Annotated in this window: 11 protein-coding genes; 6 read left to right on the top strand and 5 right to left on the bottom strand. The window is 73.0% G+C overall.

Annotated elements, in window-relative coordinates; genetic code table 11:
- Window positions 1–8 precede the first annotated feature (8 nt).
- On the top strand, window positions 9–2,303 hold the full coding sequence (gene glgB / locus AB0M18_RS03805; protein WP_365755183.1) for a 1,4-alpha-glucan branching enzyme: 2,295 nt from the start codon (window positions 9–11) through the stop codon (window positions 2,301–2,303).
- Here glgB and AB0M18_RS03810 read toward each other — a convergent pair.
- Window positions 2,290–4,524 carry a UvrD-helicase domain-containing protein gene (locus AB0M18_RS03810; protein WP_365755184.1) on the bottom strand — a complete coding sequence of 745 codons (2,235 nt, stop codon included), beginning with the start codon at window positions 4,522–4,524 and terminating at the stop codon, window positions 2,290–2,292. The genes glgB and AB0M18_RS03810 overlap by 14 nt on opposite strands.
- Window positions 4,525–4,873: 349 nt before the next feature.
- Between AB0M18_RS03810 and thrS the strand changes: the two genes are divergently transcribed.
- Window positions 4,874–6,124 carry a threonine--tRNA ligase gene (gene thrS / locus AB0M18_RS03815; protein WP_365755185.1) on the top strand — a complete coding sequence of 417 codons (1,251 nt, stop codon included), beginning with the start codon at window positions 4,874–4,876 and terminating at the stop codon, window positions 6,122–6,124.
- A gap of 13 nt (window positions 6,125–6,137) precedes the next feature.
- Here the strand turns inward: thrS and trxA are convergent, their stop codons facing one another.
- Genes trxA through AB0M18_RS03830 form a run of 3 tightly spaced genes read right to left on the bottom strand, consistent with a single transcriptional unit; the run spans window position 6,138 to window position 7,460 of the window.
- The gene (trxA, locus tag AB0M18_RS03820; protein ID WP_365755186.1) at window positions 6,138–6,467 is read right to left on the bottom strand and encodes a thioredoxin; all 330 of its coding nucleotides are present in this window, start codon (window positions 6,465–6,467) and stop codon (window positions 6,138–6,140) included.
- Window positions 6,464–6,892 (bottom strand): MerR family transcriptional regulator, encoded by a 429-nt coding sequence (locus tag AB0M18_RS03825; RefSeq protein WP_365755187.1) that lies wholly within the window; start codon window positions 6,890–6,892, stop codon window positions 6,464–6,466. Before AB0M18_RS03825 ends, trxA begins: the two co-directional genes overlap by 4 nt.
- 52 nt (window positions 6,893–6,944) lie before the next feature.
- Complete coding sequence (locus tag AB0M18_RS03830; protein WP_365755188.1) at window positions 6,945–7,460, bottom strand: Lrp/AsnC family transcriptional regulator; 516 nt, start codon at window positions 7,458–7,460, stop codon at window positions 6,945–6,947.
- Window positions 7,461–7,505: 45 nt separating this feature from the next.
- Between AB0M18_RS03830 and AB0M18_RS03835 the strand changes: the two genes are divergently transcribed.
- Together AB0M18_RS03835 and AB0M18_RS03840 are read left to right on the top strand one after the other, a co-directional pair.
- Window positions 7,506–8,408 carry an NAD-dependent epimerase/dehydratase family protein gene (locus AB0M18_RS03835; RefSeq protein ID WP_365755190.1) on the top strand — a complete coding sequence of 301 codons (903 nt, stop codon included), beginning with the start codon at window positions 7,506–7,508 and terminating at the stop codon, window positions 8,406–8,408.
- On the top strand, window positions 8,408–9,301 hold the full coding sequence (locus tag AB0M18_RS03840; RefSeq protein ID WP_365755191.1) for an aldo/keto reductase: 894 nt from the start codon (window positions 8,408–8,410) through the stop codon (window positions 9,299–9,301). Before AB0M18_RS03835 ends, AB0M18_RS03840 begins: the two co-directional genes overlap by 1 nt.
- 157 nt (window positions 9,302–9,458) lie before the next feature.
- On the opposite strand, the gene AB0M18_RS03845 is transcribed toward AB0M18_RS03840, so the two are convergent.
- Window positions 9,459–10,811, bottom strand: coding sequence for a cation:dicarboxylase symporter family transporter (locus AB0M18_RS03845; protein ID WP_365755192.1), 1,353 nt, complete (start codon window positions 10,809–10,811; stop codon window positions 9,459–9,461).
- Between the two features lie 162 nt (window positions 10,812–10,973).
- On the opposite strand from AB0M18_RS03845, the gene AB0M18_RS03850 reads away from it, so the two are divergent.
- Both AB0M18_RS03850 and AB0M18_RS03855 read left to right on the top strand, forming a co-directional pair.
- Window positions 10,974–12,680: an ATP-binding protein gene (locus AB0M18_RS03850; protein ID WP_365755193.1), complete on the top strand. Its 1,707-nt coding sequence runs from the start codon at window positions 10,974–10,976 to the stop codon at window positions 12,678–12,680.
- Complete coding sequence (locus tag AB0M18_RS03855; protein WP_365755194.1) at window positions 12,677–13,369, top strand: response regulator; 693 nt, start codon at window positions 12,677–12,679, stop codon at window positions 13,367–13,369. The genes AB0M18_RS03850 and AB0M18_RS03855 overlap by 4 nt, the downstream gene beginning before the upstream one ends.
- Window positions 13,370–13,481: the final 112 nt, after the last annotated feature.

Consider the following 13,481-nt stretch of genomic DNA (forward strand, 5'->3'; position numbering starts at 1 on the left):
GCCTCCCCGTGACCGCCCGATCCGCAGGCAGGACCGCCCGCAAGCCGAAGACGCCCGCTCCCCGGGCGGAGGCCAAGCCGGAGCCGGCCGCCGTACGCGAGGCGCCCCCGCTCCACCCCGCCGACCGGGCCCGGCTGATCGCCGGGGAGCATCACGACCCGCACGGGCTGCTCGGGGCGCATCCCGTGAAGGGCGGGGTGGTGATCCGGGTGCTGCGGCCGTGGGCGAAGGCGGTCGCGGCGGTCCTGCCGAAGGGGCGCCGGGTCGAGCTCCGGTCGGAGGGCGACGGACTGTTCGCCGTCCTGATCCCCCGGCTCCGCAAGGTGCCGGAGTACGAGCTGCGCGTCCGGTACGACTCCGTCGGCACCGCGGCCGAGCTCGCGCTCCACGACCCGTACCGCTTCCTGCCCGCCCTCGGCGAGCTCGACCTGCACCTCATCCGCGAGGGCCGGCACGAGGAGCTGTGGACGGCGCTCGGCGCCCGCGTCATGACCCACCAGGGCGTGGCCGGCACCCGCTTCACCGTCTGGGCGCCCAACGCCCGCGGGGTCCGGGTGACCGGCGACTGGACGTACTGGGACGGCAGCGCGCTGCCGATGCGCTCGCTCGGGGCGTCCGGCGTGTGGGAGCTGTTCGTGCCGGGGATCGGCGAGGGCGCGGCGTACAAGTTCGACATCACGCGCCCCGACGGCGGTCACACCCTGCGCGCGGACCCGATGGCCCGCCGCACCGAGTGCCCGCCGAACACCGCCTCGATCGTGACCGCCGACCACCACGTCTGGCAGGACGAGGAGTGGATGGCCCGGCGCGGGGCCCGCCCGCACCACGAGGCGCCGATCTCCGTCTACGAACTGCATCTCCCGTCCTGGCGCCCTGGCCTGACGTATCGCCGGCTCGCCGAGCAGCTGCCCGGCTACGTCCGTGATCTCGGCTTCACCCACGTGGAGTTCATGGCGGTCGCCGAGCACCCGTTCCACGGCTCGTGGGGCTACCAGGTCACCGGCTTCTACGCGCCGACCGCCCGCATGGGCACCCCCGACGACTTCCGCCACCTCGTCGACGCGCTGCACCAGGCCGGCATCGGCGTCCTGATGGACTGGGTCCCGGCGCACTTCCCGCGCGACGACTGGGCACTGGCCGAGTTCGACGGGCGGCCGCTGTACGAGCACGAGGACCCGCGCCGCTCGGCGCACCCCGACTGGGGCACCCTGGAGTTCGACTACGGGCGCACCGAGGTGCGCAACTTCCTGGTGGCCAACGCGGTGTACTGGTGCGAGCAGTTCCACCTCGACGGGCTGCGCGTCGACGCGGTCGCCTCGATGCTCTACCTCGACTACTCGCGCGAGGGCGGCGACTGGCTGCCGAACGAGTTCGGCGGCCGGGAGAACCTGGACGCGGTGGCCTTCCTCCAGGAGATGAACGCCACGGTCTACAAGCGCTGCCCGGGCATCGTCACCTTCGCCGAGGAGTCCACGGCCTGGGACGGGGTGACCCGGCCGACCGACCAGGTCGGCCCGGGCGGCTTCGGCGGGCTCGGCTTCGGCATGAAGTGGAACATGGGCTGGATGCACGACTCGCTCGGCTACGTCGGCAAGGAGCCGGTGCACCGCAAGTACCACCACCACGAGATGACCTTCTCGATGGTGTACGCGTACAGCGAGAACTACATCCTGCCGATCTCCCACGACGAGGTCGTGCACGGCAAGCGCGCGCTGGTGTCGAAGATGCCGGGCGACTGGTGGCAGCGGCGCGCCAACCACCGGGCCTACCTGGGCTTCATGTGGTCCCATCCGGGCAAGCAACTCCTCTTCATGGGGCAGGAGTTCGCCCAGGGCGCGGAGTGGTCGGCGGAGCACGGGCCCGAGTGGTGGCTGATGGACGAGACGTACCACTCGGCCGGCGACCACCGCGGCGTACGGGACCTGGTGCGCGACCTGAACACGGTGTACACGGCGACGCCGTCGCTGTGGGAGCGGGACACCTCCCCGGAGGGCTTCCAGTGGATCGTCGGCGACGCGGCGGAGGACAACGTCTTCGCCTTCCTCCGCCTCGACGCGATCGGCTCGCCGCTGCTCGCGGTCTCCAACTTCTCCCCCGTGGTCCGGCACGACTACCGCCTCGGCGTGCCGGACACCTTCGCCGCCTGGGCGGAGGTCCTGAACACGGACGCGACGCGCTACGGCGGCAGCGGCGTGGTGGGCACGGACCCGGTGAAGACCGAGTCCGTGCCGTGGCACGGGCGTTCGGCCAGCGTGCGGATGACCCTGCCGCCGCTCGCGACGGTCTGGCTCAGGCCCGCCTGATCACGCCGAGCCGCTGGGTGGCCCGGGTCAGCGCCACGTACAGGTCGTTGATGCCGTGCGTGGCGCCGGCCCGGATGCCGTCCGGGTCGACGACCAGGACCGTGTCGAACTCCAGGCCCTTGGCCTGACGCGGGTCGAGCAGCACGACCGGGCGCGTCAGGTCGGGCTTCGGCCCGTACGCGGCGTCGGGGAGTGCGGCGATCAGGTCGGGGTGGAGCGCGGCCGGCGCGATGACGGCGAGCCGGCCCTCGGGCCGGAGTTCCGCCGCGACCGCGTCGGCGGTCTCCTTCACCGGGTCCTCGACCGTACGGTCCCAGGGCGCGACGCCCGTGGAGCGGACCGAGCGCGGCGGCTCGAAGCCCGGGTCGGCGGCGCGCCGCACCTCGGCGGCGACCTCCATGATCTCGGCCGGGGTGCGGTAGTTGACGCCGAGCCGGACCAGTTCCCAGCGGTCCTCCACGTACGGCGCGAGGATCTCCCGCCAGGAGCCGACGCCGGCCGGGTCGCCGGTCTGCGCCGGATCGCCGACCAGGGTCATGGAGCGGGTGGGGCTGCGCCGCATGAGCAGCCGCCACAGCATCGCGGACAGCTCCTGCGCCTCATCGACGATGATGTGCCCGAAGGCCCAGGTGCGGTCGGCGGCGGCGCGTTCGGCGGCGCTGCGGTGGTCGGCCTCCTCGTGGCGCTCGGCGAAGCGCTCGGCGTCGATGATGTCGTGCGCGGACAGCACCTCGGACGCGTCCGCGTCGAGCTCCGTCTTGTCCTCGAACTCGTACGTGCGGGAGGCGAAGGAGACGTCGAGGACACCCTGCGCGTAGGCGATCTGCTTCTGCCGTTCGGCCTCCTCGGCGGCGCGGGCGGCGGAGTCGTCCTCGCCGAGGAGTTCGGCGGCCTCGTCGAGCAGGGGCACGTCGCCCGGCGTCCAGTCCCCCGGGCCGCGCCGGATCGCCTCGATGTCCGCCTCGTCGAGGTGGGTGGGCTCGGCGAGGTAGTCGGCGAGGAACCCCTCGGGGGTGAGGGCCGGCCACAGGGTGTCGAGGGCGGCGTGCACCTCGGGGTTGGCGGCGACGCCCTTGGCGAGCAGGGCGCGGTCGTCGGGGCCGAGGAAGTTGGGGCCGCCGTAGGGGTCGGCGCCGATGCGGTCGGCGAGCTGCTCGGCCAGCGCGTCGAGGATCGCGAAGACGAAGTAGGGGCGGGCCAGGTTGTGCGGCAGGTGGGTCTCGCGGGCCTTGTGCCGGGCCTCCAGGGCCATGTCCCAGTCGACGATCAGGTCGCCGTCCTCGTGCGGGACGATCAGCGGGGCGCCGCGCTCGGGGACCTGCTGGCGGTCGCGTACGGCCTGCGCCAGGGCCTCGGCCATCCGGGCGGAGCCCTTGACGGCGGCGGCGCGGGGGGTGTCCGTACCGGTGGCGCGGACACCGGGGTAGAGCTCGCCGGGGGTGGCGAGGAGGACGCCGGTCTCGCCGAGGGAGGGCAGCACGTTGCCGATGTAGCCGAGGAAGGCGGGGTTGGGGCCGACGATGAGGACGGCGCGCTTGGCGAGCTGCTCGCGGTGGGCGTAGAGCAGGTACGCGGCGCGGTGCAGGGCGACGGCGGTCTTGCCGGTGCCGGGACCGCCCTCCACGACGAGGACGCCGCGGTGCGGGGAGCGGATGATGGCGTCCTGCTCGGCCTGGATGGTCTGCACGATGTCGTGCATGCGTCCGGTGCGGGCGGCGTCGAGCGCGGCGAGCAGGACCTCGTCGGCGTCGCGGTTCTCGTGGCCGGTGCGGGTCGCGTCCTGGAGGTCGAGCACCTCGTCATGGAGCGAGACGACCTCGCGGCCCTTGGTGGTGAGGTGGCGGCGGCGCCGCAGGCCCATCGGCTCGTAGCCGGTGGCCAGGTAGAAGGGCCGGGCGACCTCGGCGCGCCAGTCGACGACGAGCGGGGTGCGGAGTTCGTCGTCGGCCCGGATGCCGAGCCGGCCGATGTGGTGGTCGCGCCCGTCGCGGAACACGAGCCGCCCGAAGCAGAGCCCGCTCTCCCCGGCGTTGAGCGCGGCGAGCAGTCCGGACTGCTCGGCCACGAGCACGTCCCGCTCCAGGCGCGCCTGTGCGCTGCCCTCGCCGGGCGTGGCGAGGGCCCGGGCGACGCCGGCCTCGGCCTGGTCCCTCAGGTCGTCGAGTCGTGCGTAGAGCTCGGTGATGAATTTCTGCTCGTTCCGAAATTCTGCGGTTGACAATTCGACTCCCGGCGCGATACGGTGCGTTTAGTGAATCCGTCCGTGTGTTTGCTATGCGCGGACACGGAATCCATGAATATACGTGAGACGCGCCCCTGACTGCAATTCTAAGTCCGGGGCTTTTCTGTGCCCCGGAAGCTCCGGGAGCCCCGGAAAACCCTGTGCGCGGATCAGCGGCCCCCTGCTAGCGTCAGCCGCATGAAGCAGCGTGCCGCGTTCCAGACGACGACGCCGGAGAGTGTCCCGGCGCGCTGACAGCTGAGTTTGTCCGAAGCCCCGGGGCGAGTGCCCCGGGGCTTCGTCGTCGTCGCATCCGGGCCTCGCTCCCCCGAACACACGAGGAGTGACCATGGGCAGCGACGTCGACGAGGGTGTCGGAAAAGGTGTCGACCATCGCAGGCTGGGCCGTGAGCTGGAGCTGTTCGACACCGATCCGCTGATCGGGGCCGGGCTGCCGTACTGGCTGCCGGACGGGGCCGTCGTCCGGCACGCCCTTGAGGAGTACGTACGCGAGGCCGAGCGGCGGGCCGGATACCGGCATGTGTACTCGCCCGTGCTCGGCAAGCGCGAGCTGTACGAGATCTCCGGGCACTGGGCGCACTACCGGGACGACATGTTCCCGCCCATGGACGTCGGCGGCGAGCAGTTCGTGCTGCGGCCCAGCCTCTGCCCGCACCACGCCGTGATGTTCCGCTCCCGCGCGCACAGCTATCGCGAACTCCCCCTCCGCATGGCCGAGCTGGGCGGCATGTTCCGCTCCGAGCTGTCCGGGGTGCTCGGCGGACTCACCCGGGTGCGGGCCATCGGGCTCAACGACGCGCATGTCTTCTGCACCCTCGACCAGGTCGCCGGGGAGGCCGCGGCCGCGCTGCGGCTGATCCGGGAGGCGCACGCCGCCATGGGCATCGAGGCGGCCCGCTACCGGCTCTCGCTCGCCGGGCCTGGCGGCAAGTACGTGGACGCGCCCGAGAAGTGGGCCCGCGCCACCGCCCTCCTCCGCGAGGTCCTGGACGCCTCCGGACTCCCCTACGAGGAGGCCGAGGGCGAGGCCGCCTTCTACGGCCCGAAGATCGACGTGCAGGTCGCCGACCCGGCCGGCCGCGAGTCCACCCTCTCCACCGTCCAGATCGACTTCCACCAGCCCGAGCGGTTCGACCTGCACTACATCGGCGCCGACGGCGCCAGGCACCGCCCCGTGATGATCCACCGCTCCGTCGTCGGCAGCGTCGAACGCGCCGTCGCGCATCTCGTCGAGCACCACGCCGGCGCCTTCCCCGCCTGGCTCGCCCCGGTCCAGCTCGCCGTCCTGCCGGTCTCCGACGCCGAGTACGAGGCCGCCGCCGGGCTCGCCGACCGCTGCGCCGGGCTCGGCCTGCGCGCCGAGGTCGTGGGCCCGCACCACGGCACCCTCGGCGCCCGCATCCGCGCGGCCCGCCTCGTCCCGTACCAGCTCGTCATCGGCGCGAAGGAGGCAGCCGACGGCCGGGTGTCGGTACGGCTCCGGGACGGGCGCCGGCTCGACCCGCTGCCGGCCGCCGAACTCCTGGAGCGGGTACGGGGGCTGGTGGCGGCGCACTCGGTGAAGCTGTGGGCGGACTAGCTCAGACGTCCGCTCAGACGTCGGCGAGTTCCTCCAGGAGGCGGCGCTTCGGCCGGGCGCCCACCATCGACCGGACGGGCTCGCCCGCGCGGAACACCATCAGGGTCGGCATCGACAGGATCCCGTACTTCGTCACCGTGGCCGGGTTGGTGTCCGCGTCGATCTGGACCACCTTGAGGCGGCCGGCCTCCTCCTCCGCCACCGCGCTCAGCACGGGGGCGAGCTGGCGGCACGGGCCGCACCAGTCGGCCGTGAACTCCACCAGGACGGGCAGTTCCGCGGCCAGCACCTCCGTCTCGAAGTCGGCGTCGGTGACCTCGGCCACGCCCTTCGCCTTGATCATCTTCCTTGCCCTCCCGTGTCGGTGGTCCGCTCGTCGGATCCGAGTTCGCAGCGCGGCTCCGGGCCGCCGGCCAGCTCCGCCTCGGCGCGCAGCAGCTGCGCGCCGACCTGGGCGCGGACGCCCTGGAGCTGGTCGATCAGTCCGTCGAGCTCGGTGAGCTTGCGCCGGTAGACGGCGATCGACGCGGGACACGCGTCGCCCGCCGGGTGGCCCGCCCGCAGGCACTCCACGAACGGCCGGGTCTCCTCCAGCTCGAACCCGAAGTCCTGCAGGGTCCGGATCTGCTGGAGCAGCCGCAGGTCGTCCTCGTCGTAGGTGCGGTGGCCGTTCTCCGTGCGCCGCGCGGTGAGCAGTCCCCGTGACTCGTAGTAGCGCAGAGTCCGCGTGGTCGTGCCCGCCCGCTCGGCCAGCTCGCCGATTCGCATGTCCTCGAACGTACGCCTTGACGCCGACGTCAAGGCAAACAGGCCGGCTCGGTCAGGCGGGGAGCAGCGGCTTCCGCTCCACCGGGGAGGACAGCACGATGGAGGTGGTGGTGCGGCCGAGGGCGGAGGTCTGTTCCAGGACCTCTTCCAGGTGCACCGTGTCGGTGACGGCGACCTTGAGGATCCAGCAGTCCTCACCGACCACGTGGTGCACCTCGCGGATCTCGGGGCGGGCGAGGAGTTCGAGGGTGCGGGGGTGCTTGAGCGTGTAGCCGCCGTGCGGGTTGACCCGGACGAAGGCCTGGATGCCGTAGCCGAGGCGGGCGGGGGCGACCTGTGCGCCGTAACCGGTGATCGCGCCGCAGGCCTCCAGGCGGCGGACCCGCTCGGTGACGGCGGCGGGGCTGAGCCGGACCCGGCGGCCGAGCTCGCTCAGCTTGATGCGCCCGTCGCTCTGCAGCAGGTCCAGGATCTGCCGGTCCACGGCGTCGAAAGCGGCTGCCGTCGTTTCGACGGCGGCGAGGCGCTGCGTCCGTGGTTCCTTCGGCGGGACGGCCCGGACTCCCATGTTTCCCCCTTCAGTTGGCGAGGCCACAACGTAACACTGGTGGACATGGAGATCTTGGTCATCGGCGGTACCCGCTATTTCGGAAAGCGGCTGATCGCGCGCCTGCTCGACGCCGGGCATCGCGTCTCGGTACTCAATCGCGGTTCTTCCCCGGCGCCGGAGGGGGTGACGGAACTGCGTGCCGACCGCAATGACGAGAAGGCGCTGGAAAGCGTCCTCGCGGGCCGGGCCTTCGACGTCGTCGTCGACCAGGTCTGCTACACCCCGCGCCAGGCGGCCGTCGCCACCCGCGTCTTCGCGGGGCGCACCCGGCGCTATGTGATGACGTCGACGGTCGAGGTGTACGAGTACGAGGACTCGGCGGTCCCGGTCGCCGAGGGCGCCGTCGACCCGGCGGCCGTCGCGGTCGACCCGACGCTGCCGTGGGAGGACCCGGAGTTCCTGGACGCGCACTACGGGGAGGGAAAACGGCAGGCGGAGGCGGTGTTCGCGGCCGGCGCGGAGTTCCCGTGGGCGTCGGTGCGGGTCGCGCATGTGCTCGGCGGCGCGGACGACTTCACCGGGCGGGTCGCGCACTACGCGGAGCGCGTCCGGGCGGGCGAGCCCATCGCCGTACCGCCGGTGAACCGGCCCGCGACCTATGTGTACGTGGAGGAGATCGCGGCCTTCCTGGCGTGGGCGGCGACGGAGACGGAATTCACCGGGCCGGTGAACGCGCATTCCCACGGGCCGCTGACGACGGCGGAGATCTGCGCGGAGATCGAGGCGGTCACGGGCGGCGGCCGGACCGAATTCCGGGAGGTGGAGGTCGGGGCGGTGTCGCCGTTCTCCTTCGCCCGCTCGTACGGCATGGACAATTCCCGCGCGGAAGCGCTCGGTTTCCGTTTCTCGCATTCCTCGGAATGGCTCCGGAAGGCGATCTCCGAGACCCTTTCCCAGGAGGTCTGATGCTGCACCGCAGGCTCGGCGACCGCACCGTCGGCGCCGTCGGACTCGGCGCGATGCCGCTGTCCATCGAAGGACACCCGGACGAGGCCCGGGCCGTCGCCACCGTCCACGCCGCCCTGGACGCGGGGGTGACGCTCCTCGACACGGCGGACTCGTACCACCCGCCGGGCGGGGAGGCCGGGGCCAACGAGCGGCTCGTGGCCCGTGCGCTCGCCGCGTACGGCGGGGGCCGCGACGCGGTGCTCGTCGCCACGAAGGGCGGGCGCGGCCGGAGCGCCGACGGCGGCTGGACGGTCGACGGGCGCCCGGAGCATCTGCGGCGGGTGGCCGAGGGCTCGGCGCGGCGCCTGGGCACGGACGCGATCGGGCTCTACCAGCTGCACAAGCCGGACCCGGCGGTGCCGTACGCCGAATCGCTCGGTGCGGTACGGGAGTTGCTGGACGAGGGCACGGTCCGGCTCGCCGGGATCTCGAACGTGGACCGGGAGCAGATCCTGCTGGCCCGGGAGATCCTGGGCGACCGCCTGGTGTCGGTGCAGAACCGGTACTCCCCCGCCGTCCGGGACAGCGAGCCCGAGCTGCGGCTCTGCGCCGAGCTGGGGCTGGCCTTCCTGCCGTGGAGTCCGCTGGGCGGCATCTCGCGCAGCTCGCTCGACGGGGCCTCGGCCCAGGCGGCGGACCCCCGCTTCGGCGCCTTCCACCGGGTGGCGCGGGCTCGGGGCGTGTCGCCGCAGCGGGTCGCGCTCGCCTGGCTGCTCGCCCGGCCCGGCGGCCATGTCCTGCCGATCCCCGGCGCGAGCCGGCCGGAGACGGCGCGGGACTCGGCACTCGCGGCGGACCTGGTGCTGACGGATGCGGAGTCGGCCGAGCTGGACGCCGTACCGGAGGAGTGACCTGCGGAACCTTCCCCCGCTCGTACGGAACGCCCCCGCCGCACAGGCTTCGGGGGCGTTCCGCGTCCGGGACCCGGATCCGGCTCAAGGCCCGGGGCCCGGAGGCTCATGGACGTGACGGCTGACAGCCGACAACTGACGGCTGACGGCTGACGGCTCAGACGCCGGCGCGGGCCTTCTCCTCGCCCTCGTCGGTGCGCTGGTCCGGTACCTCGGCGGGGGCGTGGTCGTCGACGAGGGTGGTCTCGTCGAAGGGGACGCGGCCGGCGAGCACCTCGGTGACCCGGGCCTTGTCGATCTCCTTGGTCCAGGTGCCGACCAGGACGGTGGCGACGGCGTTGCCCGCGAAGTTGGTGAGGGCGCGGGCCTCGCTCATGAAGCGGTCGATGCCGACGATCAGGCCGACGCCGTCGACGAGTTCGGGGCGGTGCGACTGGAGGCCGCCGGCCAGGGTGGCGAGTCCGGCGCCGGTGACGCCCGCCGCGCCCTTGGAGGCGATGATCATGAAGACGAGGAGGGAGATCTGCTCGCCGATCGACAGCGGGTCGCCCATCGCCTCGGCGACGAAGAGCGAGGCCATCGTCAGATAGATGGCGGTGCCGTCGAGGTTGAAGGAGTAGCCGGTCGGGACGGTGATGCCGACCACCGGCTTGGAGACGCCCAGGTGCTCCATCTTCGCGATGAGGCGGGGCAGCGCCGACTCGGAGGAGGAGGTGGACAGGATCAGCAGGAACTCGCGGCCCAGGTACTTCAGGAGCGACAGGATGTTGACGCCGGCGATCAGCCGGAGCAGCGTGCCGAGCACCACGAAGACGAACAGCGCGCAGGTGACGTAGAAGCCGATCATGATGACGGCGAGCGACTTCAGGGCGTCGATGCCGGTGGCGCCGACGACGGCGGCCATCGCGCCGAACGCGCCGACCGGCGCGGCCCACATGATCATCGCGAGGATGCGGAAGACCAGGCGCTGGATGTGCCCGATGCCGCGGAGCACCGGCTCGCCGACGGAGCCCATCGCCTGGAGCGCGAAGCCCGCGAGGAGCGCGACGAGCAGGGTCTGCAGCACCTCGCCCTCGGTGAAGGCGGAGACGATGGTCTTGGGGATGATGCCGAGGAGGAAGTCGGCGGTGCCCTCGCTCGCGCCCTCGGCCTGCTTGGCGCCGGCCTCGGCGATGTCCTTGGTGAGGTGCAGGCCGGAGCCGGGCTCCAGGATGTTGCCGACGACCAGGCCGATGGCGAGGGCGACGGTCGACATCACGAGGAAGTAGCCGAGGGCGAGGCCGCCGACCGCGCCGACCTTGGCGGCTTTGCGTACGGAACCGACGCCGAGCACGATCGTGCAGAAGATGATCGGCGAGATCATCATCTTGATCAGACTGACGAATCCGGTGCCGAGCGGCTTGAGCTCGACGGCGAAGTCCGGCGCCAGGAAGCCCACGGCGATGCCGAGCAGAACGGCGCCGATCACGGCCAGGTACAGATAATGGGTGCGGTCCCGTCTTGCGGCCACGGGGTTCTCCTCGTCCTCAGATGTCCACGTCCCGGTGGATCCCCAGGACTATCCATCAGCCCTGTGACCGGGGTCACCCTTGCGTGCGTTTCGTTCATGGCCGAAGTACGTCACTCCTGTCCGAAGTACCGCGGTCGCGCGCGGCCGGGCACACTGGCTGACATGCGTCTCCGCCTCCCCCGTCCCCGCAGCCTGGCCGGCCAGCTCTTCGCGATGCAGGTCGTGCTGGTGGCGGCCGTCGTCGCGGGCTGCGCCGTCTTCGCGTACGTGACGGACCGCGCGCAGGCGGAGGAGACCGCGCGCAGGCAGTCCACGGCGACGGCGACGGCGGTCGCCGCCTCCCCGGCCGTGGTGGCGGCGGCCCGGGCCGCGGACCGCACCGCTCCGACCGCGCAGCTCCAGCCGTACGCGGAGGCCGTACGGCGCGACGCGGGCGTCAGCTACGTGGTGGTGATGGCGCCGGACGGCACCCGCTGGACGCACCCGGAGCCCGAGCAGATCGGGCGCACCTACCTCGGGCACATCGACCGGGCGGTGCGCGGCGAGACCTTCTCCGAGACGCACATGGGCGTGCTCGGTCTCTCGGTGCGCACGGTCGCGCCGGTCTTCGACGACGGCGCCGGGACCGGGGCCGGGGCCGGGGCCGGGGCCGGGGCGCCGGGACACCACCGGGTGATCGCGCTGGTCAGCTCGGGCATCACCATCGAGCGGATCAGCCAGCAGGTGCGCGAGCAGGTCGTCGCGCTGCTCGGGATGGCGGGCGCCGCGCTCGCGCTCGGCGGCGCCGGCACGTACGTCATCAACGCGCGGCTCCGCCGCAGCACCAAGGGCATGAACGCGACCCAGCTGAGCCGGATGCACGACTACCACGAGGCCGCGCTGCACGCGGTGCGCGAGGGTCTGGTGATGCTGGACGGGCAGCGCCGGATCGCGCTGATCAACGACGGGGCGCGCGAGCTGCTCGGGCTGTGCGGGGCCGACGTGGTCGGCCGCTCGGCCGCCGACCTCGGGCTGCCGGCGCCGCTGACCGGGGCGCTCCTCTCGGCCGAGCCGCGGGTGGACGAGCTGCATCTGACCGACGAGCGGGTGCTCGTCCTGAGCACCCGGCCGGTGGTCGGCGGGGAGCGCCGGGGCACCGTGGTCACCCTGCGGGACCGCACCGAGCTCCAGACGCTCACCGGTGAGCTGGACTCGGAGCGCGGCTTCACGGAGGCGCTGCGCTCGCAGGCGCACGAGGCGGCGAACCGGCTGCACACCGTGGTCTCGCTGATCGAGCTGGGCCGGGTCGACGAGGCGGTGGGCTTCGCCACGGCCGAACTGGAGCTGGCGCAGGCGCTCACCGACCGGGTGGTGACGGCGGTCGGCGAGCCGGTGCTCGCCGCCCTGCTGCTCGGCAAGGCGGCGCAGGCCAACGAGCGGGGCGTGGAGCTGGTGCTGACCGAGGACAGCCGGATCGACGACGGGCTGCTTCCGGTGTCGCTGCCGTCCCGCGACCTGGTGACCATCCTCGGCAATCTGATCGACAACGCGGTGGAGGCGGCCGGACTCCCCGACGGGGTACGGAGCGCGCGGGTCACCGTCACCGCGCTCGCCGGCGGCGGCGAGCTGCTGCTGCGGGTCGGGGACAGCGGGCCGGGGGTGCGCCCCGAGGACCGCGGGGACGTGCTCGACCGCGGCTGGTCGACCCGGGGCCCGGGCCGGGGCCTCGGGCTTGCCCTGGTCCAGCAGGCCGTGCGCCGCGCCTCGGGCACCCTGACGATCGCCGAATCCCCGCTGGGCGGCGCGGAGTTCACCGTACGGCTGCCGCTGGGCGCGACCGTCGGCCGGGTCGGCGCGGGCGCGGAGGCGGGCGCGGAGGCGGGCGCGTGAACCGGGGTGACGGCATTCGGGTGCTCGTGGTCGAGGACGACCCCGTGGCCGCCGCCGCGCACGCCCTGTACGCGGGGCGGGTGCCCGGCTTCACGGTGGTGGGCGTGGCGCACTCGCGGGCCGAGGCCGTGCGGATCCTCGACCGGACCCGGGTGGATCTGCTGCTGCTCGACCTGTACCTGCCGGACGGGCACGGGCTCCAGCTGCTCCGGGCACTGCGCGCGGCCGGCCATGCGGCGGACGTGATCGCGGTGACCTCGGCGCGGGACCTGGCGATCGTGCGGGAGGGCGTGTCGCTGGGGGTCGTGCAGTACGTCCTGAAGCCCTTCGCCTTCGCGACGCTGCGGGACCGTCTTGTGCGGTACGCGGAGTTCCGGGCGGCGGCCGGGGAGGCCTCGGGCCAGGACGAGGTGGACCGGGCGCTCGCGACCCTGCGCGCACCGCAGCCGGCGGCGCTGCCCAAGGGCCTGAGCGGCCCCACCCTGGAGGCGGTGACCCGCTCGCTGCGGGCCGCGCCGGACGGGCTGACGGCGGCGGAGGCGGGCACGGCCGTGGGCATCTCGCGGATCACCGCGCGCCGCTATCTGGAGCACCTGGTGACGGCGGGGCGGGCGGCGCGGGCGCCGCAGTACGGGCAGATCGGGCGCCCGGAGCTGCAGTACCGGTGGCTGGGGGCCCGCGGCCACTGACCGGCCGTCACGGGCTTGTGGCCCTCGGTTACTGATCGGTTCCCACGTTCCCACAAGCGAAAGCGTTGGGTGAACGCACCGTAGCCAGGAGTGATCCCCCGTGCCTACCGTG

The sequence above is a fragment of the Streptomyces sp. NPDC051909 genome (assembly GCF_040681095.1).
Classification (GTDB): domain Bacteria; phylum Actinomycetota; class Actinomycetes; order Streptomycetales; family Streptomycetaceae; genus Streptomyces.